The organism is Kitasatospora sp. NPDC127067, from assembly GCF_042724755.1.
Lineage (GTDB): Bacteria > Actinomycetota > Actinomycetes > Streptomycetales > Streptomycetaceae > Kitasatospora > Kitasatospora lactacystinica.
The window spans coordinates 38,600-65,076 of the sequence record NZ_JBHXEM010000021.1; the positions used below are offsets into that span (position 1 = coordinate 38,600).

Annotated in this window: 27 protein-coding genes; 12 read left to right on the forward strand and 15 right to left on the reverse strand. The window is 72.6% G+C overall.

Annotated elements, in window-relative coordinates:
• Nucleotides 1-169 precede the first annotated feature (169 nt).
• Both recO and ACFWJ4_RS11985 read left to right on the forward strand, forming a co-directional pair.
• Nucleotides 170-916: a DNA repair protein RecO gene (gene recO / locus ACFWJ4_RS11980; RefSeq protein ID WP_380542322.1), complete on the forward strand. Its 747-nt coding sequence runs from the start codon at nucleotides 170-172 to the stop codon at nucleotides 914-916.
• Between the two features lie 4 nt (nucleotides 917-920).
• Nucleotides 921-1,754 (forward strand): isoprenyl transferase, encoded by an 834-nt coding sequence (locus tag ACFWJ4_RS11985; RefSeq protein ID WP_359902997.1) that lies wholly within the window; start codon nucleotides 921-923, stop codon nucleotides 1,752-1,754.
• A gap of 107 nt (nucleotides 1,755-1,861) precedes the next feature.
• Here the strand turns inward: ACFWJ4_RS11985 and ACFWJ4_RS11990 are convergent, their stop codons facing one another.
• The 4 genes from ACFWJ4_RS11990 to ACFWJ4_RS12005 are packed head-to-tail and all read right to left on the reverse strand — an operon-like array spanning nucleotide 1,862 to nucleotide 5,083.
• On the reverse strand, nucleotides 1,862-2,272 hold the full coding sequence (locus ACFWJ4_RS11990) for a Fur family transcriptional regulator (protein ID WP_189918013.1): 411 nt from the start codon (nucleotides 2,270-2,272) through the stop codon (nucleotides 1,862-1,864).
• Nucleotides 2,273-2,307: 35 nt separating this feature from the next.
• Nucleotides 2,308-3,237 carry a metal ABC transporter permease gene (locus ACFWJ4_RS11995; protein WP_359902994.1) on the reverse strand — a complete coding sequence of 310 codons (930 nt, stop codon included), beginning with the start codon at nucleotides 3,235-3,237 and terminating at the stop codon, nucleotides 2,308-2,310.
• Complete coding sequence (locus tag ACFWJ4_RS12000; protein ID WP_380348007.1) at nucleotides 3,234-3,998, reverse strand: metal ABC transporter ATP-binding protein; 765 nt, start codon at nucleotides 3,996-3,998, stop codon at nucleotides 3,234-3,236. The genes ACFWJ4_RS11995 and ACFWJ4_RS12000 overlap by 4 nt, the downstream gene beginning before the upstream one ends.
• 14 nt (nucleotides 3,999-4,012) lie before the next feature.
• Nucleotides 4,013-5,083 (reverse strand): metal ABC transporter substrate-binding protein, encoded by a 1,071-nt coding sequence (locus tag ACFWJ4_RS12005; RefSeq protein WP_380542325.1) that lies wholly within the window; start codon nucleotides 5,081-5,083, stop codon nucleotides 4,013-4,015.
• Nucleotides 5,084-5,274: 191 nt separating this feature from the next.
• Here ACFWJ4_RS12005 and ACFWJ4_RS12010 point away from each other — a divergent pair, with 191 nt between their 5' ends.
• Nucleotides 5,275-6,657, forward strand: a complete 1,383-nt coding sequence (locus ACFWJ4_RS12010; RefSeq protein WP_359902988.1) for a glycine--tRNA ligase — start codon at nucleotides 5,275-5,277, stop codon at nucleotides 6,655-6,657.
• Nucleotides 6,658-6,813: 156 nt separating this feature from the next.
• On the opposite strand, the gene ACFWJ4_RS12015 is transcribed toward ACFWJ4_RS12010, so the two are convergent.
• The 5 genes from ACFWJ4_RS12015 to ACFWJ4_RS12035 form a co-directional block, all read right to left on the reverse strand.
• A complete protein-coding gene (locus tag ACFWJ4_RS12015) occupies nucleotides 6,814-7,956 on the reverse strand; it encodes a hypothetical protein (protein WP_380542328.1) in 1,143 nt (380 codons plus the stop codon).
• 68 nt (nucleotides 7,957-8,024) lie between these two features.
• Nucleotides 8,025-9,143, reverse strand: a complete 1,119-nt coding sequence (locus tag ACFWJ4_RS12020; protein ID WP_380542330.1) for a hypothetical protein — start codon at nucleotides 9,141-9,143, stop codon at nucleotides 8,025-8,027.
• Nucleotides 9,140-9,718, reverse strand: a complete 579-nt coding sequence (locus ACFWJ4_RS12025; protein WP_380348000.1) for an NADAR family protein — start codon at nucleotides 9,716-9,718, stop codon at nucleotides 9,140-9,142. Before ACFWJ4_RS12025 ends, ACFWJ4_RS12020 begins: the two co-directional genes overlap by 4 nt.
• A gap of 73 nt (nucleotides 9,719-9,791) precedes the next feature.
• Nucleotides 9,792-10,901 carry a threonine aldolase family protein gene (locus ACFWJ4_RS12030; RefSeq protein WP_380542333.1) on the reverse strand — a complete coding sequence of 370 codons (1,110 nt, stop codon included), beginning with the start codon at nucleotides 10,899-10,901 and terminating at the stop codon, nucleotides 9,792-9,794.
• Nucleotides 10,902-10,988: 87 nt separating this feature from the next.
• Nucleotides 10,989-11,558 carry a DUF6939 family protein gene (locus ACFWJ4_RS12035; protein ID WP_380542336.1) on the reverse strand — a complete coding sequence of 190 codons (570 nt, stop codon included), beginning with the start codon at nucleotides 11,556-11,558 and terminating at the stop codon, nucleotides 10,989-10,991.
• 163 nt (nucleotides 11,559-11,721) lie between these two features.
• Between ACFWJ4_RS12035 and ACFWJ4_RS12040 the strand changes: the two genes are divergently transcribed.
• Nucleotides 11,722-12,162, forward strand: a complete 441-nt coding sequence (locus ACFWJ4_RS12040) for a hypothetical protein (protein ID WP_380542339.1) — start codon at nucleotides 11,722-11,724, stop codon at nucleotides 12,160-12,162.
• Between the two features lie 67 nt (nucleotides 12,163-12,229).
• On the opposite strand, the gene ACFWJ4_RS12045 is transcribed toward ACFWJ4_RS12040, so the two are convergent.
• Entirely contained in the window at nucleotides 12,230-12,667 is a 438-nt protein-coding gene (locus ACFWJ4_RS12045) for a nucleoside deaminase (RefSeq protein ID WP_380542342.1), read from the reverse strand.
• A complete protein-coding gene (locus ACFWJ4_RS12050; protein ID WP_380542345.1) occupies nucleotides 12,664-13,473 on the reverse strand; it encodes an LLM class flavin-dependent oxidoreductase in 810 nt (269 codons plus the stop codon). Before ACFWJ4_RS12050 ends, ACFWJ4_RS12045 begins: the two co-directional genes overlap by 4 nt.
• Nucleotides 13,474-13,566: 93 nt before the next feature.
• On the opposite strand from ACFWJ4_RS12050, the gene ACFWJ4_RS12055 reads away from it, so the two are divergent.
• Both ACFWJ4_RS12055 and ACFWJ4_RS12060 read left to right on the forward strand, forming a co-directional pair.
• Complete coding sequence (locus ACFWJ4_RS12055) at nucleotides 13,567-14,013, forward strand: Lrp/AsnC family transcriptional regulator (RefSeq protein WP_359902968.1); 447 nt, start codon at nucleotides 13,567-13,569, stop codon at nucleotides 14,011-14,013.
• A 138-nt stretch (nucleotides 14,014-14,151) separates the two neighbouring features.
• Nucleotides 14,152-15,264 carry a serine hydrolase domain-containing protein gene (locus tag ACFWJ4_RS12060; protein WP_380542427.1) on the forward strand — a complete coding sequence of 371 codons (1,113 nt, stop codon included), beginning with the start codon at nucleotides 14,152-14,154 and terminating at the stop codon, nucleotides 15,262-15,264.
• Between the two features lie 23 nt (nucleotides 15,265-15,287).
• Here the strand turns inward: ACFWJ4_RS12060 and ACFWJ4_RS12065 are convergent, their stop codons facing one another.
• Together ACFWJ4_RS12065 and ACFWJ4_RS12070 are read right to left on the reverse strand one after the other, a co-directional pair.
• Entirely contained in the window at nucleotides 15,288-15,521 is a 234-nt protein-coding gene (locus ACFWJ4_RS12065) for a hypothetical protein (RefSeq protein WP_380542348.1), read from the reverse strand.
• A 185-nt stretch (nucleotides 15,522-15,706) separates the two neighbouring features.
• Nucleotides 15,707-17,227, reverse strand: a complete 1,521-nt coding sequence (locus ACFWJ4_RS12070; RefSeq protein WP_380542351.1) for an MFS transporter — start codon at nucleotides 17,225-17,227, stop codon at nucleotides 15,707-15,709.
• 102 nt (nucleotides 17,228-17,329) lie between these two features.
• Here ACFWJ4_RS12070 and ACFWJ4_RS12075 point away from each other — a divergent pair, with 102 nt between their 5' ends.
• Nucleotides 17,330-18,214: a helix-turn-helix transcriptional regulator gene (locus ACFWJ4_RS12075; RefSeq protein WP_359902961.1), complete on the forward strand. Its 885-nt coding sequence runs from the start codon at nucleotides 17,330-17,332 to the stop codon at nucleotides 18,212-18,214.
• Here ACFWJ4_RS12075 and ACFWJ4_RS12080 read toward each other — a convergent pair.
• Both ACFWJ4_RS12080 and ACFWJ4_RS12085 read right to left on the reverse strand, forming a co-directional pair.
• A complete protein-coding gene (locus tag ACFWJ4_RS12080) occupies nucleotides 18,211-18,600 on the reverse strand; it encodes a hypothetical protein (RefSeq protein ID WP_359902959.1) in 390 nt (129 codons plus the stop codon). The genes ACFWJ4_RS12075 and ACFWJ4_RS12080 overlap by 4 nt on opposite strands.
• A complete protein-coding gene (locus tag ACFWJ4_RS12085) occupies nucleotides 18,597-19,079 on the reverse strand; it encodes a hypothetical protein (protein WP_380542354.1) in 483 nt (160 codons plus the stop codon). The genes ACFWJ4_RS12080 and ACFWJ4_RS12085 overlap by 4 nt, the downstream gene beginning before the upstream one ends.
• Before the next feature lie 136 nt (nucleotides 19,080-19,215).
• On the opposite strand from ACFWJ4_RS12085, the gene ACFWJ4_RS12090 reads away from it, so the two are divergent.
• The 5 genes from ACFWJ4_RS12090 to ppdK all read left to right on the forward strand — a co-directional run bounded on the left by ACFWJ4_RS12090 (nucleotide 19,216) and on the right by ppdK (nucleotide 26,463).
• Nucleotides 19,216-20,430 (forward strand): histidine kinase, encoded by a 1,215-nt coding sequence (locus ACFWJ4_RS12090; RefSeq protein WP_380542357.1) that lies wholly within the window; start codon nucleotides 19,216-19,218, stop codon nucleotides 20,428-20,430.
• Nucleotides 20,418-21,062 carry a response regulator transcription factor gene (locus ACFWJ4_RS12095; protein ID WP_359902950.1) on the forward strand — a complete coding sequence of 215 codons (645 nt, stop codon included), beginning with the start codon at nucleotides 20,418-20,420 and terminating at the stop codon, nucleotides 21,060-21,062. The genes ACFWJ4_RS12090 and ACFWJ4_RS12095 overlap by 13 nt, the downstream gene beginning before the upstream one ends.
• Before the next feature lie 2 nt (nucleotides 21,063-21,064).
• Nucleotides 21,065-21,922, forward strand: a complete 858-nt coding sequence (locus ACFWJ4_RS12100) for a DUF4097 family beta strand repeat-containing protein (protein ID WP_380542360.1) — start codon at nucleotides 21,065-21,067, stop codon at nucleotides 21,920-21,922.
• 98 nt (nucleotides 21,923-22,020) lie between these two features.
• Nucleotides 22,021-23,190, forward strand: a complete 1,170-nt coding sequence (gene dusB / locus ACFWJ4_RS12105; RefSeq protein WP_380542362.1) for a tRNA dihydrouridine synthase DusB — start codon at nucleotides 22,021-22,023, stop codon at nucleotides 23,188-23,190.
• Between the two features lie 564 nt (nucleotides 23,191-23,754).
• Complete coding sequence (gene ppdK / locus ACFWJ4_RS12110) at nucleotides 23,755-26,463, forward strand: pyruvate, phosphate dikinase (RefSeq protein WP_380542364.1); 2,709 nt, start codon at nucleotides 23,755-23,757, stop codon at nucleotides 26,461-26,463.
• Nucleotides 26,464-26,477 lie beyond the last annotated feature (14 nt).

Genomic DNA, 26,477 nt, shown 5'->3' on the forward strand with positions numbered 1-26,477 from the left:
GCCGTCCGGACCTCCGGAATCCGCAGACCATCTCCGAATCCCCCACAACGGGCCTTGGACTCCCCACCCCGGGCCCGCCGTGACCCGCACCGCATGGCCTCCCCCACGGCCGCCGGTGCGGGCAACACGGCTGTCCGGCGCCGGCGGGCGGTGGGGGAGAATGGTCCCCATGAGTCTTTTCCGGGACGACGGCGTCGTGCTGCGGGCGCAGAAGCTCGGCGAGGCCGATCGGATCATCACCCTGCTGACCCGCCAGCACGGCAAGGTGCGGGCGGTGGCGCGCGGGGTGCGGAAGACCAAGTCCAAGTTCGGTGCCCGCCTGGAGCCGTTCTCGCACGTGGACGTGCAGTTCTTCAGCCGGGGGAGTGAGCTGGTCGGCCGCGGATTGCCGCTCTGCACCCAGGTGGAGACCATCGCGCCGTACGGCGGCCCGATCGTCGCCGACTACGGCCGCTACACGGCCGGCACCGCGATGCTGGAGACCGCCGAGCGGTTCGCCGAGAACGAGGGCGAACCGGCCGTCCAGCAGTACCTGCTGCTGGTCGGCGGGCTGCGCACGCTGGCGGCCGGGCTGCACGAGTCGCACCTGGTACTGGACGCCTTCCTGCTGCGCTCGCTCGCGGTGAACGGGTACGGCGCGAGCTTCACCGACTGCGCCAAATGCGGCCTGGAAGGGCCGAACCGTTTCTTCTCCCTCCCCGCGGGCGGGGTGCTCTGCGGGGACTGCCGAGTGCCCGGATGTGCCGTACCCTCCCCTGAGACACTGGTACTGCTCGGGGCGCTGCTGTCAGGGGACTGGCAGACGGCCGACGCCTGCGAGCCGCGGTACTGGCGGGAGGGCAGCGGCCTGGTCGCGGCCTATCTGCAGTGGCACCTGGAGCGGGGCATCCGCTCGATGAGATACGTGGAGAAGTGAGCACATGGCAGCGCGACGGCTCTTCGGCGGCGGCAAGCAGCGGACGTACGTCCCCCCGACCCCGCACCCCAGCGGCGCACAGCCCCCGAAGATCCCCGGCGAGCTGGTCCCCGAGCACGTCGCGATCGTGATGGACGGCAACGGCCGCTGGGCCAAGGAGCGCGGGCTGCCCCGCACCGAGGGCCACAAGGTCGGCGAGTCCGTGGTGCTGGACGTCCTCAAGGGCGCCATCGAGCTCGGCGTCAAGAACATCTCGCTGTACGCGTTCTCCACCGAGAACTGGAAGCGCTCGCCCGACGAGGTGAAGTTCCTGATGAACTTCAACCGGGACGTCATCGCCCGCCGCCGCGACGAGATGGACGCGATGGGCGTGCGGATCCGCTGGGCGGGCCGGATGCCCAAGCTGTGGAAGAGCGTCGTCCAGGAGCTCCAGGTCGCCGAGGAGCAGACCAAGGACAACGACGCCGTCACGCTCTACATGTGCGTCAACTACGGCGGCCGGGCCGAACTCGCCGACGCGGCTCAGGCGATCGCCCAGGACGTCGCGGCCGGGAAGCTCGACCCGAAGAAGGTCAACGAGAAGACCCTGGCCAAGTACATGTACCACCCGGACATGCCGGACGTGGACCTCTTCCTGCGCCCCAGCGGCGAGCAGCGCACCTCCAACTTCCTTCTCTGGCAGTCGGCTTACGCCGAGTTCGTGTTCCAGGACGTGCTCTGGCCGGACTTCGACCGCCGTGACCTGTGGCGCGCCTGCGAGCAGTACGCGATGCGCGACCGGCGCTTCGGCGGGGCGATCCCCAACGAGGTCGGCGCGCCGGTGCCGTCCCAGCGCTGACGGGCGTACGGTCCCGAGGGCCGTGCCGGACGCGACGGTCGTGCCGGACGAAAAGGAGAGGACCCGCCGGGATCTGCCCGGCGGGTCCTCTCCTTCGTGTCGGCGGCTCAGGCCTTCTTGGCGCACTCCGCACAGGTCCCGAAGATCTCCAGGGTGTGCGCGATGTCGCTGAAGCCGTGCTCGGCGGCGACCGAGTTGGCCCAGCGCTCCACCGCGGGCCCCTCCACCTCGACGGTCGCGCCGCAGTGCCGGCAGACCAGGTGGTGGTGGTGCCCGCTGCTGCACCGGCGGTAGACCGCCTCGCCGTCGGCGGTGCGCAGCACGTCCACCTCACCGGCGTCCGCGAGCGACTGGAGCGTGCGGTAGACCGTGGTCAGACCGACGGAGTCCCCGCGGTGCTTGAGCAGGTCGTGGAGCTCCTGCGCGCTGCGGAAGTCCGCGATCTCGTCCAGGGCTGCCGAGACGGCGGCACGCTGCCGGGTCGAGCGGGCGCGCGGCGACGGGCCTGCGGTGGTCACCGTGGGTCCTCCTGGGGTCGTGGGCGTCTCGCACATCATTGTGCCAGCCCGGCCCGCCGCTCAGGGGTGGTCGTGCCGGACGGCCCGGAGACGGCCTGCCCCGGCAGTTCGACGTCGCACACCTTCGGTCCGTTCTCGCCCGTGCCGCGGTGGCGCCGCCGGGCCAGTGGCGCGGCGAGCAGGCTGAACACCGCGAAGACCGCGATGGCGAGCAGCACGATGGCCGGGCCGGAGGGCACGTCGAGCTGGTAGGAGCCGGTGACGCCGGCCAGCGAGACGACCACGCCGAGCGCGATCGAGGCGGCCTGGGTGGCGGCGAAGGAGCGGGTGAGCTGCTGGGCGGCGACCACCGGGACCACCATCAGCGCGCTGACCAGCAGCAGCCCGACCACCCGCATGGCGACCGTGACGGTGACCGCGGCCATCACCGCGAGCAGCAGGTTGAGGGTGCGCACCGGCACGCCGGTGACCCGGGCGAAGTCCTCGTCCTGGCAGATCGCGAAGAGCTGGCGGCGCAGGCCGACGGTGACCGCGATGACCACCGCGCCGAGCACCGCGATGGTGGCCAGGTCCGCGGGGGCGACGGTGAGGATCGAGCCCCACAGGTAGCTCTCCAGTGAGCCGGCCCCGGCCTGGGCGGACATCGAGACCAGCAGCTTGCCGCAGGCCATGCCGCCGTAGAAGAGCATCGCGAGGGCGATGTCGCCGCGCTGGTTGCCGCGCGAGCGGACCAGCTCCATGGTGACGGCGCCGAGCACGCAGACCAGCACGGCCATCCAGACCGGGCTGGTCTGGAAGATGAAGCCGAGGCCGACGCCGGTCATCGCGACGTGGCCCATGCCGTCGCCCATCAGGGCCTGGCGGCGCTGCACCAGGTAGATGCCGACGGCCGGGGCGGTGATCCCGACCAGGACGGCGGCGAGCAGGGCCCGCTGCATGAAGTCGTAGGACAGCATCTCGGTCATGCGAGCAGCCTCGGCGGGGTCAGGTCGGCGTGCGGGTGGACGTGGTCGTGGCCGGGCAGCGCGTGCAGGCCGGTGTTGGGCACGGGCGGGCCGTCGTGGGCGACGCAGCCGTCCCGCAGCACCACGGCGCGGTCGATCAGCGGTTCCAGCGGTCCGAGTTCGTGCAGCACGAGGAGGACGGAGGCGCCGCGGCCGACCTCGGTGCGCAGGGTGTCGGCGAGCACCTGCTGGCTGGCGGCGTCGACGCCGGCCATCGGCTCGTCCATGATCAGCAGGTCGGGGGAGCCGACCAGGGCGCGGGCGATCAGCACCCGCTGCTGTTGGCCGCCGGACAGGTCGGCCACGCCGTCCGAGGCCCGCTCCAGCATGCCGACGGCGGCCAGCGCGCGGTCCACCGCCTCGCGGTCCTTGCGGCGGAAGGGCAGCAGCCGGTGCTGCGGCAGCCGTCCGGTGGAGACCACCTCGCGCACGGTGGCGGGGACGCCGGAGGCGGCGGTGGTGCGCTGCGGGACGTACCCGATCCGGTGCCAGGCGCGGAAGGAGCGGAACGGGGTGCCGAACAGCTCCAGGGTGCCGTGCTCCAGCGGGACGGAGCCGATCACGGCCTTGACGGTGGTCGACTTGCCGGAGCCGTTGGCGCCCAGCAGGGCGACGACCTCTCCGGGCCGGACGGTGAGGTCGACGCCGCGCAGCACCGGCCGGCCGCCGCGCGAGGCGACGGCGTCACGGAGGCGGACGGCCGGGGGTATCGGGTCGGTCATGGTGCTCGGTCCCGTCAGTTCGCGGGGGCGGGGGTGGCGGCGTCGGTCCCGGCGGGGGCGGTCGGGGCGGTGTCGGTCGGGGCGGTCCCGGCCGGGGCGCCGAGGGCGGCCTGGAGGTTGGCCAGGTTCTGCTTCATCACGGTCAGGTAGTCGTCCTTGGAGGGGTCCTTGACGCCCTCCAGCGGATCCAGGACGGCGGTCGTGAGGCCGAGGTCCTTGGCGACGGTCTCGGCGAGCTTGGGGCTGACCAGGGTCTCGAAGAAGACGGTGGAGACGCCGTTGTCCTTGGCGGCCTTCTGCACCGCGGCGAGGCGGGCCGGGGTGGGCTCGGACTCCGGGTCGACGCCGTTGATGGCGACCTGGGTGAGGCCGTAGTGGTCGGCGAGGTAGCCGAAGGCGGCGTGGCTGGTGACGAAGGTCCGGGTCTTGGCGTCCTTCAGCCCGTCCCGGAACTCCTGGTCGAGCGCGGTGAGCCTGGTGACCAGCTCGTCGGTGTTCTTCCGGTAGTCCTCGGCGTGGGCCGGGTCGGCCTTGGCGAACTCGTCGCCGACGCTCTTGGCGATCGCCGCGTAGCGGGTCGGGTCGAGCCAGATGTGCGGGTCGCCGGCCGGGTCCTCGTGCTTGTGGCCGTCGGTCCCGTGGCCGTCGCCGCCGTGGTCGGCGTCCCCGGTGCCCTCGTCGAGGTGGTGGTCGACCAGCGGGCTGGCGGCGGTGGCGTCGATCTTGTGCTTGCTGGACGACTGCGCGACGGCCTGGTCGACGGTGGGCTGGAGGCCCTTGAGGTAGATGATCGCGTCGGCCTTCTGGACCGTGCCGACCTGCTTGGCGGTGAGCTCCAGGTCGTGCGGCTCGACGCCGGCGGCGGTCAGGTCGGTGACCGCGACGTGCTCCTTGCCGATCTGCTGGGCCAGGTACTCCATCGGGTAGAAGGAGGCGACGACCTTCAGCTTGCCCGTGCCGCTGTCGGCGCTGCTGCTGCCTCCGCAGGCGGTGAGGACGAGGGAGGCGGCGAGGGCGGTGGTGCCGAGGGCCATGGAGCGGCGGGTCCGGCGAGACAGTCCGAGTCGAGGCAGTCCGATCATCATGACAATCATTCTCATCTCAAATGGAAATGATTGTCAAATCACTCGGGCGGGTGAACGGAAGGTGACGGAGGGTGGGGGCGGCCGGACGATACCGATTTGAATCACGTACCCGTATGGCCGGTAACCTGAGGTATTCGGGTACGCGCAACCAGCCGTGCCCTGACCGTGCCGTACGTACTGAAGAGAGCACTGTGGCCGCCGACAAGATCGACACGATCGTCAGCCTGAGCAAGCGCCGTGGCTTCGTCTACCCCTGCAGCGAGATCTACGGCGGCACGCGTGCCGCCTGGGACTACGGGCCGCTGGGTGTCGAGCTCAAGGAGAACATCAAGCGCCAGTGGTGGCGCGCGATGGTCCAGGCCCGTGAGGACGTCGTCGGACTCGACTCGTCGGTGATCCTCGCCCGCGAGGTGTGGGAGGCCTCCGGTCACGTCGCCACCTTCAACGACCCGCTGACCGAGTGCCTCTCCTGCCACAAGCGCCACCGGGCCGACCACCTGGAGGAGAAGTACGAGGCCAAGCACGGCTTCCCGCCGCCGAACGGTCTCCAGGACGTCAACTGCCCCGACTGCGGCACCAAGGGCCAGTTCACCGAGCCCAAGGACTTCTCGGGCATGCTGAAGACCCACCTCGGTGTCACCGAGGAGGCGAGCGGCCTGGCGTTCCTGCGCCCGGAGACCGCCCAGGGCATCTTCACCAACTTCAAGGCCGTCCAGACCACTTCGCGCAAGAAGCCGCCGTTCGGCATCGCCCAGACGGGCAAGAGCTTCCGCAACGAGATCACCCCCGGCAACTTCATCTTCCGGACCCGCGAGTTCGAGCAGATGGAGATGGAGTTCTTCGTCAAGCCGGGCGAGGACGAGCAGTGGCACGAGTACTGGCTCCAGCAGCGCTGGGACTGGTACGTCGGCCTCGGCCTGCGCACCGAGAACATGCGCTTCTTCGAGCACCCGAAGGAGAAGCTCTCCCACTACGCCAAGCGCACGGTGGACATCGAGTACCGCTTCAACTTCGGTGGCAGCGAGTTCTCCGAGCTGGAGGGCGTCGCCAACCGCACCGACTACGACCTGCGGGTGCACAGCGAGGCCTCCGGCCAGGACCTGAAGTACTTCGACCAGGAGTCCGGCGAGCGGTACTTCCCGTACGTCATCGAGCCGGCGGCCGGCCTCAACCGCGCCATGCTGGCCTTCCTGATCGACGCCTACTTCGAGGACGAGGCGCCGAACGCCAAGGGCGTCATGGAGAAGCGCGTCGGCATGCGGCTCGACCCGCGCCTGGCCCCGGTCAAGGTCGCCGTCCTGCCGCTGTCGCGCAACGCCGAGCTGTCCCCGAAGGCCCGCGGCCTGGCCGCCGACCTGCGCACCGCGTGGAACGTCGAGTTCGACGACGCCGGCGCCATCGGCAAGCGCTACCGCCGTCAGGACGAGATCGGCACGCCGTTCTGCGTCACCGTCGACTTCGACACCCTTGAGGACAACGCGGTGACCGTCCGCGACCGCGACACCATGTCGCAGGAGCGCGTCTCGCTGGACCAGGTCAAGGCGTACCTGGGCGCGCGCCTGATCGGCTGCTAGCAGCCTCCGGTACGGCCCGGGAGCCCTCGTCCGCCCTGGTGGGGCGGACGAGGGCTCCTTGCTGTCCGGGACCGGGGCCGGGACCGGGGTCGGGGGCCGAGTGCCGGCCCAGGCCGTCCCCGGTCCGTCCCGCGGCCGTTCCCCGTGCGGCCGCCGCTACCGCCGTCCCCAGCGCGAGCGCGGGGCCGTGGGCGGGCGGGTCGGGAGGCCGGCGGTGCGCAGGGCCGCGAGCGTGGTGCGGTGGCGGGCCTCGTCGGCGAGCAGCGCGGCCAGCAGCTGCGCGTAGAGCCCGGAACTGCCGGCGCCGTCCAGGGCGGCGGCCAGCCGGACCACCTCGGCGGGCGGGCGCAGGACGGCCAGCTCGCTCAGCAGGAGGGCGGCGAGCGCCGGCGGCAGCCCGGCCGCGAGGGCGGCGAGGTCGGCGGTGGAGCGGCCCGCGGCCTGGCGCAGCAGGGTCCTGACGTCGGCGGACCGGCCGTGCTGCTGGAGGCAGGCGGCCAGGGAGGTCAGTTCGGGCATCGGCGCGGACCCCCACTCCCAGAGCAGCGTCGCGCTGTCGGCGGCCAGCCCGGCCCGGTCCAGCGCGGAGAGCAGGCCGGGGACGGAGGCGGCCGGGTAGCCCCAGAAGGCGTGGAACACCTCGGCCGCCTCCTCGGCCAGGCCCAGTTCGCGCAGCTCGGCGAGCACGGTGACGGAATGGTCGGGTGCGGACCGGGCGATGCTGCGGGCGAGGAGGATCGAGCCGCCGGTCGGACCGTACCGGGCCAGCATGCCGACCAGCAGCGCGGCGTCGGAGGGGGTGAGGCGGGCGGCGGCCGCGTCTATCACCCCGGTGGCCTCGGCGAGGGAGCCGGCCCGGTGGAGGGCGGTGATCCGCTCGGTGAGAGCGCCGAGGTCGGGGCGGGCGGGCGCCGGCTGCTGCTGAGGTGGCTGCTGCTGTCGCGGTGGCTGCTGTGCGGGCTGCTGATGGGCCGGGGTCTGTTGATGCTGCGGTGGCGGCGGTGGCTGCTGCCGCTGTCTGATCCGGCTCTCCAACGCCTCAAGCTGGTCGCTGAGTTGGAGGCAGCTGGCGCCCAGGCCCTCGCGGAGCGCGCGGGCCTGGGCGAGCTGGCGCAGCAGCTCCCCGTCCGGCCGCTGGCGGCCCGGGGTGGCCCGGATCGCCTCGTTCAGGCGCCGTTCACGTTGGCTCGCGTAGCGGCTCGCACGGAGTAACTCGTCCAGTTCTGCGCGGAGTTCCTCGGCCTGTTGCTCGTCTTCCGGCCGCTGGCCTGCGGATTGTGCCGTCGGCCGCATGCGCATGATCGCCCCAACCTGTCCATCTGCACCCTGACTGTGTGACATCCTGGCGTCAGTATGTGGCGTGGGAGTTAAGAGTGCACGACCAGTCGTGTCCGAGTGGTGTCAAGGAGCGCGCAGACGGCGGTCGTTGCGAGGAGTGCGCCGGTCGCGCTCCGGAGGAGGGTCGCCTCGTAGTACGGGCCGGGAGCGAGCGCCGCGACGGCGTATCCGACCAGCGCGCCCATGAGCGCGGGCGGCAGGAGAAGCAGCGCGTCCCGGCGGACCGCCGCCCCGATCACCAGGAGCCCGGCCAGGGCGGAGAGTTCGGGCGTGCCGAAGGACTGCGCGTAGCGGATCGACAGGGCGGGGACGAGGAACAGCGCCAGTGCCCGGCCGACCGTCCCGGAGAGTGCGGCGGTGTACCGGCCGGGCCGCCCGCGCGGGATCCGGCGCGGAAGGGTGCGGGTGGCGACGAGCACCGCCAACGCGGCCGCGGCGGACGGGAGATGGTCCCCGAGCCGGGCGAGGTTGTAGAGCAGCGCGGTGTCGTACAGCACCAGCATCAGCTGGCCGTACGCCCACAGGTCGAGCGCGAAGCGGAACGGGCCGCGGGCGGGCTCGGCGTCCGCTTCGGGTTCGCGTCGGGCCAGCCGGGCGATCAGCGGCGGCGTGAGGCAGGCCGCGAGCACCCGCAGGACGAGGTCGTCCACGGTGTACGGGTTCCGCAGGTCCCACTCCACCGCGCAGAACACCACCGTGTACGAGACGGCGGCGAGCGGGATCAACGGCGAGCGGGCCAACCGGACGTACAGCGCGCGGTCCAGTCGCCGGACGACGGCGACGAACGCCAGCAGCACCAGCGGCAGTTCGAGGAACGCCTGCACCCGGAGCACCGACGGCGCCAGGAGCTCCGGGGCCGGGAAGCGGGCGGCGAGGAAATCCAGGCGGGGCACGTCGAACCAGCCGGGCGGCAGGTGGCGGGCGATGAAGGAGACGTCACCGTGGTGCACCCGGTTCACGTAGACCGCGACGAGCACCTGGTTGAGGTAGATCAGCGCGACGACGGCCGCCAGCAGCGGCTCCGGCCCGTACGTTCCTTCTCGCCGCGGGGGCCGGGCCTTCCGCCGCAACACCCCCGGCGCCAGGAGCAGGGCGGCGGCGGCCGAGGCCACCACCGTCCCGTCCAGCAGCGGAGCGATCGCGCTCATGCGGCCAACCGCGCCCGCGCCTCCATCAGGGCGAAGCCGAGCAGGTTCAACCCGCGCCACTCGGCGGGCTGTTGGGCCCGGATGTCGTCGGCGGCGAGCCCGATGCCCCAGATCCGGTCCAGCGGGCTGGCCTCGACCAGCACCCGGTCGCCCGTGCCCAGGAGGTAGTCGCGCAGCGCCTCGTCCTGTCCGAACTTCGCGACGTTGCCCGCCACCACCAGCTCGAACCGGCCGGCCGTCCAGACCTTCTCGTCGAAGTCCTTGACCAGCCGCCCCAGCTTCTTCGCCTCGGCGGGGGTCCGGGCCGCGAGCACCCGCCGCGCGATCTCCTCGTCACCGAACATCCGGGCCTTGCCGGCCATCATCCAGTGCTCGGCGGAGGTGTAGGTGAGCCCGTCGACGGTGAACTCGCCGGGCCACCACTGGCTCAGGCACTCCTGTCGGGTGCCACCGCCCTTGCGCTCGGTGTGCCCCCAGAACATCACCCACTTCGGCCGCAGCCCGTCGGCCATCAGCGCGGTCAGCTCCTCGCGGCTGCGGACGGCGGCCAGGTCCCCCACGTGCATCTCGCTCATATCGTCAGTCTGACACAAAGGGGTGGTGGCCGCGAACCGTTCGACTGCGGCGCTCCTCGCGGGATCCCCGCCGTCAGCCCCTGGTCGCCAGCTCCAGGAAGCGCAGCCCGACCTCCGTCACCTGCTCCGCCGTCCACGCCTGCGCCGGCTCGCCGAGGCTGACCTCGGCCACGGCGAGGCCGGGGGCGGCGTCCTCCCAGTGGGGGACGAACCAGACGCCCTCCTGCTCGGCCAGGGCCAGATGGGCGGCGTTCAGGGCCTCGGCCGGGTGCGGGAGCCAGAGTTGGTACTCGTGGGTGGGCGGCACCTCGGGATACAGGCGGGCGCCGGGGAGTGCGGCCAGGGCCGGGGTGAGCGTGGACGCGGCGTGGCGGATCAGGCCGGGGATGCGCGGCAGGGCGGTGTCCAGGCCGTGGAGGGCGGCGATGGCGGCCGGCCACTGCTGGGAGAGCTGGCCGCCGTAGCGGTGGCGCCAGGTGCGGGCGTAGGAGGTGAGGGCGGCATCGCCGGCGAGGGCGGCCCCGCTGATCCCGCCGAGGTCCTTGTAGTAGGAGACGTAGACGCTGTCGGCGAGGGCGGCGATCTCGTCGAGCCGCTTGCCGAAGTGGACCGTGGTGTTCCAGAGCCGGGCGCCGTCGAAGTGCACCCGGGCGCCGGCCTCGCGGGCGGCGGCGACGAGGGCGGTCAGCTCGTCCCAGTCGGGGAGCAGGTAGCCGGGGTCGCGCAGGGGGAGTTCGACCGTCAGGGTGCCGAACGGCTCGCCCAGCGCGCCGAGTTCTCCGGGCGTCGGCTGGCGCTGCTCGGTGGTGGGCCAGAGGCCGCGCAGGCCGGTGAGCTGGGTGTAGGCGTGCCGCTCGTGCCGCTCGATGTGGCTGAGCGGGTGCAGGGCCACAGCCGTGTTGCCGGTGCGCTCGGCGTGGTGGCGCAGGGCCACCTGCTGGGCCATCGTCCCGGTGGGGAAGAAGACCGCGTCCTCCTTCCCGAGCAGTGCGGCGGTCCGTTCCTCCAGCTGCCGTACGGGCCCGTCGCTGCCGTAGAAGTCGTGGGGGACGTCCAGGCCGTCCAGGGCGGAGAGTTGGGCGAGGCGCTCGCGGATGCTGAGGACACGGTCGCCGGAGAGGAAGCGCTTGCAGGTCATGCGGGCCGCGCGGCGCCGCTGGACCGCGCTCTGGTCATCGGTCATCCGGCGATTGTCGAACTCGTGACGCGGTCGGACCAACTGCTTTTCCCCAGGACGGGGCGGGCGCCGGAAAGGCGGTCCGGGTCGGGGCTATCGGGGCTGCCCGTCCGTGTCGCCCTCGTCGGGCCAACGGCCCTCCAGGTGGAGCCGGATGAGCGCGGCGTGGGAGAGCGGGCTGGTCGGGTCGGCGACGTCGCCGTTGGTGGTGTAGTCCAGGAGCACGACCTCGTCCTTCTCCCGGAGCCGCTCGACCAGATCGGCGACGCGGTGTTCGAGGACCCAGCGGTAGGCCGGGAGGTAGATGCGGCGGCGGGCCGTCTCGTAGGGCAGGAGCCGGTCGCCGTGCAGGCCGGTCCGGTGGCCCTGGACGGGGCCGTACCGGCGCACCGTCCGCTTGAGGCCCTTCATCGAGGTGACGCGCAGCTTCGCGGGGTCGACGTCGGCGTCCCGGAAGACCTTGAGGGCCTGCCAGACGCCTTCCACGGACTCGCTGGTCACGCCGTCGCTCCAGGGGACCGGGATGCCGCCGTGCGGATGGAACGGGCTCAGCCGGACCCACGGGTCCGGCGCCCTGGAGGTGACGTCGATGATCTCCGCGCCGGGGAAGGCGGCGGTCAGCGAGGCCGTCGTGCGGCGGCGGCTCGCGACGTGGATCGGCATCGGTGGGCTCCCCTGGTCGACGGTGCGGGTCACCGAGCGTCCCAGGTGGCACTGACATTCCGGCTCCGGAACCGGTCCCGCCACGGTCGGCCGAGGCCCGGGAGGAGCGGACCCCTGCTAGATTGAACGTGTTCAAATATGCCGTGCCAGGAGGGGGATGACCATGGTGACGGTTCCTGCGAGTGCCCGAGGGTTCGTCGGGCTGGCGGTCGCGGTGTTCGTATGGCCGGTGGCGGCCTTCGTCGTGAGGTTCGGCTTCTACGCCGCGCCCGTGCACGTGGTCGTGGCGGTCTGCATGGTGCCCTGTGCGGTGGCACTCCTCGCCGGTCGCCCGAGAGTGTTCCGGATCGCCGTCACCGTGGCCGGGACGGCGATGGGAGCCGTGGCGGGGCTCGCCGCACTGGGGCTCCTCGTGATCGGGACGGAGTTCGGCCCGAGGACCGCGCTCCTGGTCGGGGTCACCCTGCCGGTCGCGACGATCGCCCCGCTGGTCGCCGCCTTCAAGCGGGCCGAGGGGGTCGAGCACGGCCGGCCTGCGGCCGTGCTCGGCTGGTCGGCGGCCCTGCTCGCGGCCGGCGGCTGGCTCCTGCTGCTGTTCTTCTAGGACCGGGGTCGCTCGGGGCTCCGGCGGGAGCGGGCCCGGTGCGGCCGGCGCCCGGAGCGGCCGGGGCTCAGCGCGGACCGTAGTAGGCCGTGATCGGGGCCCGGGCCTCGTCGGGCAGGGCCGGGCCGTCCGTCGGTACCGGCGTCCAGGCGCCCGAGTCGGGGTTGAGCTCGACGAGTTGCGCCGTGGAGAGCGCGTACACGACCCGGCCGAGGCCGGAGCGGAGGATGCCTCCTTCGCACATGCCGCAGGGCTGGCAGCTGGTGTACATCGTGGTGCGCGCGGCGGTGCCGGGGGCCAGTTCGCGGGCGGCCCAGCGGGCGAGCTTCAGCTCGGGGTGGGCCGTGATGTCGTCGTCGCGCCGTACGGTGTTGTGGGCCTCGGCGAGGATCCCGCCGTCCGGGCCGGCGAGCAGGGAGCCGTACGGGGCGTCACCCAAGGTGATCGCGTGGGCGGCGATGGCGAGGGCGCGGCGCAGCAGGGCCCGGTCGGCGTCGGTGATCACACGGCCCTCCACCGGGTGGCCACGGTGGTGAGGTCCTGCCAGGCCCGCTGCGGCCGACGGGTTTCCTCCGGATCGCCGTGGTAGGGGTCGAGGACGACGGTCTCCGCGCCGAGATCGCGCAGGTGGCGGAGGTCGTCGAGGATCTGGTCGACGGTGCCGACGCCGGCGGGCCGCTCGGGGTCGTCGACCGGCGTGCCGGTGGGCCGCAGGGCGATGCGGGGCGCGAACCCCGGCATCGGGTGCTCGGCCAGGACCGACCGCATCCGGGCGAGGGGCAGCCGCAGCGGGTGCCAGGCGTCGCCGAACCGGCGTGCCCGCCGGAGCGCGGCCTCGCTGTGGCCGCCGACCCAGACCGGTACCGACCGGCGGTCGGGCTCCTCGGCCCGGGCGTCGCGCAGGGTGCTCAGGTACTCGTCGGTCAGTCTGCCGCGCTCGCCGAACGGCACGCCGAGGGCGGCGAACTCCCGGCGGGCCCAGCCGACTCCCACGCCGAGGACGAACCGGCCGCCGCTGAGCCGGTCGAGGGTGTCCGTCATCCGTGCCACCAGCAGCGGGTTCCGGTAGGGCAGGACGAGCACGGTCGTGCCCAGCCGCAGGTTCGGGGCGACCCCGGCGAGCCAGGACAGCGTGGTGAAGGGCTCGTAGAACGGTTCCGGGTACCGCTCGGCGACGTCCGGGGTCACCGCCACGTGGTCCGACACCATGAGGAGGTCGAAGCCGAGGCCCTCCGCGGTCCGGGCCCACTCGCGCAGCACGCCGGGGTCGGTTCCCGGGCCGAAGTTCGGTACGTTGACGCCAAGTTGCATGCTTCGAGGCTATCCCCGCGATCATGGCGGACGGAACGGGGTTCTCCCGCTGTGACCGGCGGATCGCCGTGGTTCTCCCGGTAGATTCGCGTCATGGCCGTGAATCTTGACGACACCGACTGGGCGATCATCGAGCAGCTGCAACGGGAGGCCCGCATCTCGCTGAGCGAGCTGGGACGGCGGGTGTCGCTGAGCGCGTCGGCGACCACGGAACGGGTGCGGAACCTGGAGTCGCTGGGCGTCATCACCGGCTACCGCGCGACGGTGGACCTGGCGAAGGTCGGCTACCCGGTGCTCGCCGTCGTCCGGCTGAAGTACCCGGGCAACCGCCACGAGCCGCTGCGGCGGCTGCTCGACGAGCGGCGGGAGATCCTGGAGTGCCTGCGCACCACCGGCGACGACTGCTACACCCTGAAGGTGGCGGCGACGTCCATGGAACACCTGGAAACCCTGGTGGACGAGCTGGCCGGCTTCGGCAGCACCACCACGAGCGTCGTCTACAGCCGGACACTGCCCCTGCGGGGACCCGGCCGGCCCTGACGCCTGCGGAGGTGCTCCCTCGATCGGGGGAGGCCGGCCGTCCGCCGCGCGGCCAGACTGGCGATCGTGACCGGGAGCGGTTCCCGATCCCCACGATCCCACAGGAGTTGACCCGTGCGTCCTTCGCGTGTCCGCCACATGGCACTCGCCCTCGCCCTCTCGACCGCCGCGGCCGTCGGGGCGCTGACACCGCCCGCGGCGTCGGCCGCGTCCGCCGCTGCCCCGCCGGACGTCGTGCAGCAGGGTCTGAACGCGCTGGTGCGGACGGACGGGGTGCCCGCCGCGCTCGCGACCGTCCGGGACGGGCGGGGCCGGACCCGCGACTACACGGCAGGGGTGGGGGACCTGGCCACCGGCGCGAAGGTCCCCGTCGACGGGCAGGTGCGGATCGGCAGCAACACCAAGACCTTCACCGCCGTCACCGTGCTCCAGCTGGTGGGGGAGGGGAAGGTCGACCTCGACGCCTTCGTCGACACCTACCTCCCCGGCCTGGTCCGCGGCGAGGGCGGGGACGGACGCGGCATCACCGTCCGGCAGCTCCTCCAGCACACCAGCGGCCTGCCCGACTACGAGGGGCTGCTGGACGAAGCCTCCCTCCGGCACCGGTACTTCGAGCCCCGGGAGCTGCTGGACCTCGCCCTCGGGCAGAAGTCCGTCTCCGCGCCCGGGGAGAAGTTCGGCTACAGCAGCACCAACTACGTGCTGGCCGGCCTGATCGTCCAGCGGGTGACCGGCCGGCCGCTCGCCGAGGAGATCGACCGGCGGATCGTCCGGCGCATCGGGCTGCGGCACACCTACTTCCCGGCCGCCGGCGACCGGACCATCCGGGAAGCCCACCCCAAGGGGTACCGCAAGGACTCCGCCGACGGGCCGCTGACCGACTTCACCGAGCTGGACCCGTCGGCGGGCTGGGCGGCCGGGCAGATGATCTCCACCAACGCGGACCTCGACCGCTTCTTCACCGAACTGCTGGTCCCGGACCGCCTGCTGCCCGCCGCCCAGCTCGCCCAGATGCGCACCACCGTCCCGGTCGGGGACAGCGGCATGGGCTCCGGGCTGGGCGTCTTCAGCCGGCCGCTCTCCTGCGGCGGCGTCTACTGGGGGCACGGCGGCGACATTCCGGGCTACGAGACCCGGGGCGGCGCCACCGACGACGGGCGCGCCGTGAACATCGCGGTGACCACCATTCCGGCCGACTACGCCGTCACCCGGCACCTGGAGGACGTGGTGGACGCCGCCCTGTGCCGCTGAGCCGGCCGCCGGGCCGCGAGCCGTCAGGAACGGTAGTGGTTCCCCTCGTCGCCGATCACGCCGGTGCCGTGGTGGACCGAGATGCTGGAGTACGTCGCCCGCATGCGCGTGGCCTGGGCGGTCCGCTGCTGTTCGATCAGCAGGCCCTCGGCGTCGTCGAACTGGTGCCGGCGAGCGCGTTCCCTGAGCACCAGGTAGACCGTGGCGCCGACGACCGTGCCGACGAGCACGAGCAGGAACACCAGGACGAGAGCCATGACGTCATCTTCCCCCGGTTCGAGTGCGTCTGACTTTTATCTCATGGGCGTTCGACGGTCGCACCCGAATCGTCCGAATTCGCCGTACGGCTGTTCGGGACATCGGGCGCGGGCGGCGCGGGGGCGGCGATCGGCCGACCGTTCCGGGTGCTCCCGACGCGCTCGCCGGCCCCGCGGGCCGGGGTTCAGCCGATGGAGCGGGGGAGGCGGGTGGTCAGGTGGAGGATGGTGAAGGAGCCGAGGAGCTGGATGCCCAGGCACAGGGCGAGGGCGCGGTCCATGCCGAGGACGGGGGAGAGGGAGAGGTAGAGGGTGCCGAGGGTGGCGACGCCGAGGGCGAGGCTGGACTGCTGCCCGGTGGCGAGGACGCCGCTGCCGACGCCGGCCCGGGCGGCGGGCACCTTGGAGAGGACGACCCGGAACAGCGGGGTGCCGATCAGGCCCTGCCCGATGCCGGCGAGGGCGACGCCCGGGGCCATCCGCAGCGGGGAGAAGTGCGACCAGTCGGCCAGGACGGTCAGGGCGAGGGTGGCGAGGCCGGTGGCCTGGACGACGGCGCCGGCGCTGAGCACCCGGCTGCCCCAGCGGCCGATCAGCCGCGGGCCGGCCAGCGAGGCGCAGAAGTAGCCGACGGCCATCGGGACGAGCGCCCAGCCGGCCGCGACCGGGCCGAGCCCGAGGCCCTGCTGGAGGGCGACCGCGATGACGAACATGAAGCCGCCGAAGCCCGCGAAGTAGGGGAGCGCGATGCCGAGGCCGCGTCGCATCTCCGGGATGCGCAGCAGGGACGGCGGCACCAGCGGGGTGTCCCCGCGCCGCTCGGCGCGGCGTTCGACGGTACCGAAGGCGACGGCGAGGACGGGGAACAGGGCCAGCAGCACCCAGGACCAGAGCGGCCAGCCGGCGGCACGGCCCTCCATCAGCGGGATGAGCAGGGAGAGCAGCGTGGCGGTGAGCAGGACGGTGCCGGGGACGTCGACCCGGGCGGCCGTGGCGGCCCTGTTCTCCGGGACGTAGCGGACCGCGAGCACCACGGCGAGCAGGGCGAACGGCACGTTCAGCAGGAACACCGAGCGCCAGCCGGTGCCGAACAGGTCGGCGGCGACCAGCATGCCGCCGAGCACCTGCCCGATCACCACCGAGATCCCGCCGACCGCGCCGTAGACGCTGAGCGCGCGGCCGCGCCGGGCGCCCTCGGTGGCGGCGGTGATGGTGCCGAGCACCTGCGGGATCAGCAGTGCGGCCGAGGCGCCCTGGGCGGCCCGGGCGGCGACCAGGGACCACGCGCCGGGGGCGAGGCCGCAGGCCAGCGAGGTGAGGGCGAAGGCGACGGCGCCGACGACGAAGAGCCGGCGGCGGCCGTAGTTGTCGCCGAGGCGTCCGCCGAGGACGAGCAGCACGGCGAAGGCGATGCCGTAGCCGGCGGCGACCAGTTCGAGGACGGCGGGCCCGGCGGCCAGGTCGTGGTCGATGGTGGGCAGGGCGACGTTGACGATGAAGAAGTCGAGCATCGGCAGGAAGGCGCCGAGCAGGACGGTGACCAGCCCGGCGGTGCCGAGGGTGGCGGCGGGGCCGGTGGGAGCGGTGGCGGGGCCGGCCGGTCCCGGGGCGGAGGTACGGGCGGCCGCGGTGCCGGGGGTGGTGGCGGTGCCGGGGGTGGTGGCGGTGCGGCTCGATGCGGGGGCGGCGGCGAGTTGTCGGGTCACGGGTCCTACGATCCGCCGGGTCGTACCCTGGTACCAGAGTGTGGTTATCCGGGTATAAGAAGTACCTGGCAACAGGCTGACGGCTGTCGCATGCTGGGGAGCATGAGCCTCGCCACACCTCCCGCGCAAGCCCGTACCGGTTCGGCCGGTCCGCGCCCGGCCACTCCCGACGAAGCCCGCCGGCACGAGCTGGCCGCGTTCCTGCGCAGCCGCCGCGAGCGCCTGACGCCCGAGCAGGTGGGCCTGCCGATGACCGGGCGCCGCCGGACGCCGGGGCTGCGCCGGGAGGAGGTCGCGCAGCTCGCCGCGGTCGGGGTGACCTGGTACACGTGGTTGGAGCAGGGGCGGGACATCCAGGTGTCCGCCCAGGTGCTGGACTCGGTGGCCCGGGCGCTGCTGCTGGACCCGAGCGAGCGCGCCCACCTGTTCACCCTGGCCGGCACGGACGACCCGGTGCCGGTGAGGGAGTGCCCCTCGGTGACCCCGAGCGTGCGGCTGCTGCTGGAGCGGCTGGCGCCGTACCCGGCGGTGGTGCTCAACTCCCGCTACGACGTGCTGGCGCACAACGCCCAGTACACCGCGATCGTCGGTGACCTCGACCGGCTGGCTCCGGAGGACCGGAACCTGATGTGGATGGCGTTCACGCCCTCGCAGTTCCGCGACGTGCTGATCGACTACCGCACCGAGCGCCTCGGCATGGTGGCCCGGTTCCGCTCGGCGATGGCCGACCACAGCTCGGAGCCGGCCTGGAAGGCGCTGGTGGCCCGGGTGCTCAAGGCCTCGCCGGACTTCGCGGAGCTCTGGCAGCGGCACGACGTGATGCGGCCGGGCAACGGGATCAAGCGGTTCCAGGTGCCCGGGGTCGGGCTGTTGCGCTGCGAGTACACCAACTTCTGGCTCAGTCCGCAGCTGGGGACACGGATGATCACGTACACCCCGCTGGACGACGGGACCCGCGCGCTGATGGACGAGCTGCCGACGCCCTAGGCGGTCCGCAGCGCCGCGTCCCGGCCGAGCCACAGGCACACCACGGCGAGCGGCAGTTCGATGCAGGTGGCCATGACCAGCGCGGCGAGCACCGGGAGGCCCGGCCCGGCGCAGGCGATGTCGGCCAGGGCGTCCCCGGCGAGCAGCAGGGCCACCGCCGCGCCGGCCCAGAGCGCGGCGGGGCTGCGCCGGCGCAGCAGCGCGTCCAGCGAGAGCAGCGCGGCGAACTCGGTGAGGTCGAGCACGACCCAGGGGGTCTCGTGGCAGACGGCGAGGACCGCCAGCCAGGGCAGCAGCGCGACCGCGGCCATGACCGGGAGCCGGCCGAGGCGCGCGGGCGGGGCGTACGAGGAGGTGGGGCGGACGGAGAGGACGGCGGTACTCATGCGACGCTCCGCACCCGCTCCAGCGGCAGCCGCTCGGCCGTCCCGCCCGCCGAGTGCTCGACCCGCACCGCGTCGAACGGGCCCTCGGCCCAGGCGATCCAGAACCGGTCGGCCACCACGGCCACCTCGGCCGTCGACCGCGCCCGGCGGAACGGCCGCCGCCCGGTGAACACCACCGCGGGCGCTACGCCGTCGGCCGCCAGCCGGCCCCAGGCCAGCACGTGCCGGTTCCGCCCGGTGGACGGGCAGTGCCGGGCCCCGCGCAGCAGGTGCGGGGTGAGCCGGGCGGCGACCAGGACGTCGGTCAACTCCCCGTACTGGTACAGCTCCAGCGCGGCTCGGCCGCGGCCGGACCCGGCGCTGCGGACCGACCAGGGCCCGGCCCCGGCCGGCAGCGCCCCCTCCGGCGCTCGGGAGGCACCTCCGGGGCCGGGCCGCCCGTTCGGCGCAGTGGCGGAGTGCGATGCGGTGCTCGTCATGCCCTCAAGCTTTCCGCCGGGACCCCGGTCCTGTCGGTGGTGCTCCACACCGAATCGAGGGTGTATCCAGCTACACCCCTCACCCGGAACCCCCCTTCATGGCGGCTCGTGATCACCGGGCCCTACGCTGTTCGGCATGTCCTCCACCACGTTGCGCCGAGCGCTCGTCAGGAGCCTCCGGCGCCCACCGTGGTCGCCCGAGGTCTGGCGGGACGTCCGCTTCACCGCCGCCGGAATACCCATGGCGCTGCCGGTCTGGCTGGCCGCCACCGAGTCGACGCTGCTCTTCCCGGTGCTCGCCGCCGTCCTGCTCTGCGCCCGCCCGCTGACCGCCCTCCAGCGCGGCCGGCTGCGCGCCCTGCGCGGGGTGGAGGTGCCGCCGCTGCGCCCGCCGACGGGGCGTCAGGCCTGGCTGCTGGGGATGACCTGGCGCCAGGCCCTCCACCACCTGGTGGCCGGTCCGCTGCTGGCGGCGGGCGCGTTGGCGGTGCTGTACGCCTGGGCGGCCGCCGTGGTGCTGGCCACCGTGTACGGCTGGATGTGGCTGCTGCCCGCCGGCACCGCGGTGCGCTCCGGCCTGGCCGGGGGGGACGTCCTGCTCACCCTCGGCGGGTTGCTGCTGCTGGCGGTCCTCCCGCCGGCGGGCACCCAGTTGGCCCGGCTGGAGGTGTGGGTGGCCCGGCGGCTGCTCGGCCCGGACCGGGCGGAGGCGCTGGAGCGGCGGGTCGAGGAGATCGCCGAGAGCCGGGCCGGGCTGGTCGACGCGGTGGACGCCGAGCGCCGCCGGATCGAGCGGGACCTGCACGACGGCGCCCAGCAGCGGCTCACCTCCCTCGCGATGAACCTGGGCCTGGCCCGGCGCACCCTCAAGGACGTGCCGCCCGAGGTGATGCAGGTGATCGTCGACGCGCACGAGGAGGCCCAGGCGGCCATCGACGAGCTGCGCGACCTGGTCCGCGGCCTGCACCCGGCCGTTCTGGAGGACCGCGGCCTGGACGCGGCGCTGTCCGGCATCGCCGCCCGCGCCCCGCTGCCGGTGCGCCTGGACGTGGCACTCTCCGAGCAGGTCGCCCCGACCGTGGAGGCGGTCGCCTACTTCACCGTCTCCGAGGCGCTCACCAACGTGGCCAAGCACGCCAGGGCCCACCGGGTCGACCTCTCGGTGCGGACGGCCGGCGGCCGGCTGCGGCTGGTCATCAGCGACGACGGCGTCGGCGGCGCGGACGCCTCGCGCGGCACCGGGCTCACCGGTCTGCGCAAGCGCGCCGCCTCGGTCGACGGCACGCTGTCCGTTCTCAGCCCCCTCGGGGGCCCCACCACCATCACCGTGGAGTTGCCGTGCGTGCTGTGATCGCCGAGGACTCGGTCCTGCTGAGGGTCGGCCTGGTCAAGGTCCTGGAGGCGGTGGGCTTCGAGGTCGTGGCCGCCGTCGGGGACGCCACCGAACTGCTGGCCGCCGTCGAGGAGCACCGCCCGAAGGTGGTGGTGGCCGACGTCCGGATGCCTCCGGGCTTCAGCGACGAGGGGGTGAAGGCGGCGATGGTGATCCGCCGGCAGTGGCCGGACACCGCCGTCCTGCTGCTCTCCCAGTTCGTGGAGGAGCGCTACGCCGCGGACCTGCTGGCGACCAACACCAGCGGCGTCGGCTACCTGCTCAAGCAGCGGGTGGCCAATGTCGACGACTTCGTGGACGCGCTCCAGCGGGTCGCCGAGGGCGGCACCGCGCTGGACCCGGAGGTGGTCGCCCAGCTGCTGGTGCGCCGCCACCGGGACCCGTTGGAGAAGCTGACCCCGCGCGAGCGCGACGTGCTCGCCCTGATGGCGGAGGGCCGTTCCAACGCCGCGATCGCGGGCTCGCTGGTGGTCAGCGACAGCGCGGTGGCCAAGCACATCAACTCGATCTTCACCAAGCTCGACCTGCCGCCGGTCGCGGACAGCCACCGCCGGGTGATGGCGGTGCTGCGCTTCCTGGAGGTCGGGTAGCGGTGAAGGGGGTGAAGGCCTGGCGGGCCACCGGGACGGTCGCGATCGTGCTGATCATGCTGGGGGCCGGACTGCAGACCTGGTCGATGGCGGTGCAGCAACGGACCAGCACCAGCCGGCCGTACGACGTGGCGATCCACCGGCTCCAGCTGGAGACCGGCAACGCCTCGGTCAAGGTGCGGGCCGGCCGGGAGGGCCACGTGGTGGTCCGGCAGAGCCTGGACTGGCTGGTGCGCAAACCGGTGGTGTCCACCGTCTTCGACGGCGACGTGCTGACGGTCGGGATGCACTGTCGGCTGGTCCTGCCGTTCGTGGACGTCGGCTGCGGCGCCGAGATCGAACTGGAGGTGCCGGCGGCGACCGAGGTGTCCGGCTCGGTGGGCTCCGGCTCCGTCCAGGTGGAGGGGCTGAGCGGGGACGTGCGGATGGAGCTGACCTCCGGCCAGCTGCTGCTGTTCGACACCTCCGGGAACGTGTCCGCGCACGCCACCTCCGGTCAGGTGCGGGGCACCAACCTGAGCACCCGGCGGGTGACGGCGCGGGTCGGCTCGGGTTCGGTGCAGCTGGGCTTCGCGAAGGCCCCGCGCGAGGTGGACGCCACGGCGACCTCCGGCTCGGTGGAGCTGACCCTGCCGAGGGGCAGCCGGTACGCCGTCTCCAGTGAGATCGGCAGCGGCAGCGGCCGGATCGACACGGGGCTGGCGGACTCGTCGAGTCCGAACCGGCTGCACGCCGCGGTCACCTCCGGGTCGATCACCGTCGTCCCGGCGAGCTCGGAGCCGCCGGAGCCCGCAGAACCCGCGGACCCGGCGGAGCCCGCGCAGTCCGCGAAGCCGTCGGCGCCGCCGTCGGCTCCGTAGCGGGAGCGCCTCGGAGCGGGCGGCGGCCGCTCGCCCGGGCGGCGGACGGGTGGGGGACAATGGAGAGTCCCGTCCCCATCACCCGAGGTCAGCCGCGCATGACAGTCACGCCCGCACCCACCGCGTCCGACACCGAGTTCGAGCCGCTCGACATCGGCCCGATCCGGGTGTGGCCGCCCGTCGTGCTGGCGCCGATGGCCGGAATCACCAACGCGCCCTTCCGTACCCTGTGCCGTGAGCAGAGCGGCGGCCGGGGCCTGTACGTCTCGGAGATGATCACCACCCGGGCGCTGGTCGAGCGCAACGCCAAGACCATGCAGCTGATCAAGTTCGACCCGAGCGAGAAGCCGCGCTCCATCCAGCTGTACGGGGTGGACCCGGTGACCGTCGGCAAGGCCGCCCGGATGATCTCCGACGAGGGCCTGGCCGACCACATCGACCTCAACTTCGGATGCCCCGTCCCCAAGGTCACCCGCAAGGGCGGCGGCTCGGCGCTGCCGTACAAGCGCAACCTGCTGCGCGAGATCCTGCGCGAGGCCGTCGCCAACGCGGGCGACCTGCCGGTGACCATGAAGATGCGCAAGGGCATCGACGACGACCACCTCACCTACCTGGACGCCGGCCGGATCGGCGCGGAAGAGGGCGTGGCGGCGATCGCCCTGCACGGGCGCACCGCCGCCCAGCACTACGGCGGGACGGCCGACTGGTCGGCGATCGCCAGACTGCGCGAGTCCGTCCCGGCGCACATCCCGGTGCTGGGCAACGGGGACATCTGGTCGGCCGACGACGCGCTGCGGATGATGCGCGAGACCGGCTGCGACGGCGTGGTGGTGGGCCGCGGCTGCCTGGGCCGGCCGTGGCTGTTCAGGGACCTGGTCGCGATCTTCGAGGGCGACGTGGACTACGCCCGCCCCGACTTCGGCTACGTGGCCGCGGCGATGGTGCGGCACGCGCAGCTGCTCGGCGAGTGGCTGGGCGACGAGGCGCGCGGCGTGACCGACTTCCGCAAGCACGTCGCCTGGTACACCAAGGGCTTCTCGGTCGGCTCGGAGCTGCGGGTGAAGCTGGCCGGCTCCTCCTCGTTGGCCGAACTGGCCGAAACCCTCTCCCGGGTGGAGCAGTCCCAGGGCTGGCCGGACGGTGCGGACGGCCCGCGCGGACGGACCAGCGGCAACAACCGGGTGGTCCTGCCGGAGGGCTGGTTGGACGATCCGTACGACTGTGCCCGACCGGGTGTTGACGCCGAATCGGACACCTCCGGCGGATGATCTGTACGAAGCGGCAAAAATGGCCCGGTGGGGCCGACTGCCACTAGGTCCCAGCCCTCTTGTCCATCCTGGACAAGAGGGCTCCTTTTCGTCGTCCGAATGTCACGGAGAGAGCACAATTCTGGACGGTGTGCGACGATCGGCGGAGTCGCTCTACGTTCGACCCGTGAGATGCGCTGGTGACGCTTGCCACATGCGGTGGGGGCTGACGGCCGGTCAGTGGACGAAATGGACAGGTCGGCTGTGAATCGCTTCCCGAAGTCGGTCGGCCGGTGATCGGGCGATCCGGGTGCAGGAAATCAAGCCGGGGCAACGCCATCGACCCGCGGTCGCTACCGTGCGTCCGGATCGTACGATCTTCGGGTTTGCTTGCGTTCAAGAATTGAACGCTTGCTCGCGTCAGGCGGACGATTTCACCAACAGAGGTGAACGCCTTTATGTGCTTTCGATCTAGCGGGTTACCGCTGGGTACCAGCCTCGGGTGGCCTATTCAGGGCAGAGAAGTGCCTTCGAAATGGGTATGTTCTCCGGCGTCAGGGCAACCGCGTACGAGGAGACCGACCCGTGCCGTCCCAGCAGAAGTTTGTTTACTCCTTCACCGAAGGAAACAAGGACCTCAAGGACCTTCTCGGCGGCAAGGGCGCGAACCTGGCCGAGATGACCAACCTGGGCCTCCCCGTCCCTCCGGGGTTCACCATCACCACCGAGGCCTGCAAGGTCTTCCTGGAGACCGGCAGCGAGCCGTCCTCCCTGCACGAGGAGATCAGCGCCCACCTGGACGCCCTCGAAGAGCGGATGGGCAAGAAGCTCGGCCAGGCCGACAATCCCCTCCTGGTCTCGGTGCGCTCCGGCGCGAAGTTCTCCATGCCCGGCATGATGGACACCGTCCTCAACATCGGCCTCTCCGACGTCTCGGTGGCCGGCCTCGTCGCCCAGTCCGGCAACGAGCGCTTCGCCTGGGACTCCTACCGCCGCCTGGTCCAGATGTTCGGCAAGACCGTGCTGGGCGTCGACGGCGAGCTGTTCGAGGAGGCCCTGGACGAGGCCAAGCACGCCAAGGGCACCGTCAACGACCTGGACCTGGACGCCGCCGACCTCCGGGGCCTGGTCGAGGTGTTCAAGGGCATCGTCGAGCGCGAGACCGGCCGGGCCTTCCCGCAGGACCCGCGCGAGCAGATGGACCTCGCGATCCACGCCGTCTTCCACTCCTGGAACGGCGACCGCGCCCGGCTGTACCGCCGCCAGGAGCGCATCCCGAACGACCTGGGCACCGCGGTCAACGTCTGCACCATGGTCTTCGGCAACCTCGGCGAGGACTCCGGCACCGGTGTCGCCTTCACCCGCGACCCCTCCACCGGTACCCAGGGCGTCTACGGCGACTACCTGTCCAACGCCCAGGGCGAGGACGTCGTCGCCGGCATCCGCAACACCCTGCCGCTCTCCGAGCTGGAGAAGCTCGACAAGAAGTCGTACGACGAGCTGATGGCGATCATGCAGAAGCTCGAGAACCACTACCGCGACCTCTGCGACATCGAGTTCACCATCGAGCGCGGCAAGCTCTGGATGCTGCAGACCCGCGTGGGCAAGCGCACCGCCGCGGCCGCCTTCCGGATCGCCGTCCAGCTGGTCGACCAGGGCCTGATCGACCTGGACGAGGCCCTGATGCGGGTCACCGGCGGCCAGCTCTCGCAGCTGATGTTCCCCCGCTTCGCCCCCGACTCCGAGTCGCAGCAGATCGCCAGGGGCCTGGCCGCCTCGCCCGGCGCCGCGATCGGCAAGGTCGTCTTCGACTCGTACACCGCCGTCAAGTGGTCCCGCTCCGGCGAGAAGGTCATCCTGGTCCGCCGCGAGACCAACCCGGACGACCTGGACGGCATGATCGCCGCCGAGGGCATCCTCACCTCGCGCGGCGGCAAGACCTCGCACGCCGCCGTCGTCGCCCGCGGCATGGGCAAGACCTGTGTCTGCGGCGCCGAGGAGCTGGAGGTCGACACCAAGCGCCGCCGGATGACCACCGCCGACGGCCTGGTGCTGGAGGAGGGCGACGTCGTCTCGATCGACGGTGCGACCGGCAAGGTCTACCTCGGCGAGGTACCCGTGCTCCCCTCCGCGGTGGTGGAGTACTTCGAGGGCACCCTGCACGCCGGCGCCGACGTCCAGGGCGGTCTGGTCCAGGCCGTGCACCGGCTGATGTCCCACGCCGACGGCCGCCGCCGCCTCGCGGTGCGCGCCAACGCCGACAACGCCGAGGACGGCTCGCGCGCCCGCCGCTACGGCGCCCAGGGCATCGGCCTGTGCCGCACCGAGCACATGTTCCTCGGCGAGGAGCGCCGCAAGGAGGTCGAGCACCTGATCCTGGCGGACAACGACAAGGACCGCGAGGCCGCGCTCTCCACCCTGCTGCCGCTGCAGAAGGGCGACTTCCTGGAGCTCTTCCAGGCGATGGACGGCCTGCCCGTCACCGTCCGCCTGCTCGACCCGCCGCTGCACGAGTTCCTGCCGGACATCACCGAGCTGTCGGTGCGCGTCGCCCTCGCCGAGGCCCGCAAGGACCCGAACGAGAACGACCTGCGCCTGCTCCAGGCGGTGCACAAGCTGCACGAGCAGAACCCGATGCTCGGCCTGCGCGGTGTGCGCCTCGGCCTGGTCATCCCCGGCCTGTTCGGCATGCAGGTCCGGGCCATCGCCGAGGCCGCCGCCGAGCGCAAGCTGGCCGGGGCGGACCCGCGTCCCGAGGTGATGATCCCGCTGGTCGGCACCGTCCAGGAGCTGGAGCTGGTCCGCGACGAGTGCGAGCGGGTGCTCGCCGAGGTCGCCCGGTCCACCGGAGTCCAGCTGGACATCAAGCTCGGCACCATGATCGAGCTGCCGCGCGCCGCGGTGACCGCCGGGCAGATCGCCGAGGCCGCCGAGTTCTTCTCCTTCGGCACCAACGACCTGACCCAGACGGTCTGGGGCTTCTCCCGGGACGACGTGGAGGCCTCGTTCTTCACCGCCTACCTGGAGAAGGGCATCTTCGGGGTCTCCCCGTTCGAGACCATCGACCGCGACGGCGTCGGCTCGCTGGTCAAGCACGCCGTCGAGGCCGGCCGGGCCACCCGCCCCGACCTCAAGCTCGGCGTCTGCGGCGAGCACGGCGGCGACCCGGACTCGGTCCACTTCTTCCACGAGGTGGGGCTGGACTACGTCTCCTGCTCCCCCTTCCGGATCCCGGTGGCGCGCCTGGAGGCCGGCCGCGCCGCCATCGAGTCGGCGGGCAGCGACTCGCGCTGAGGAGGGTAGGCATC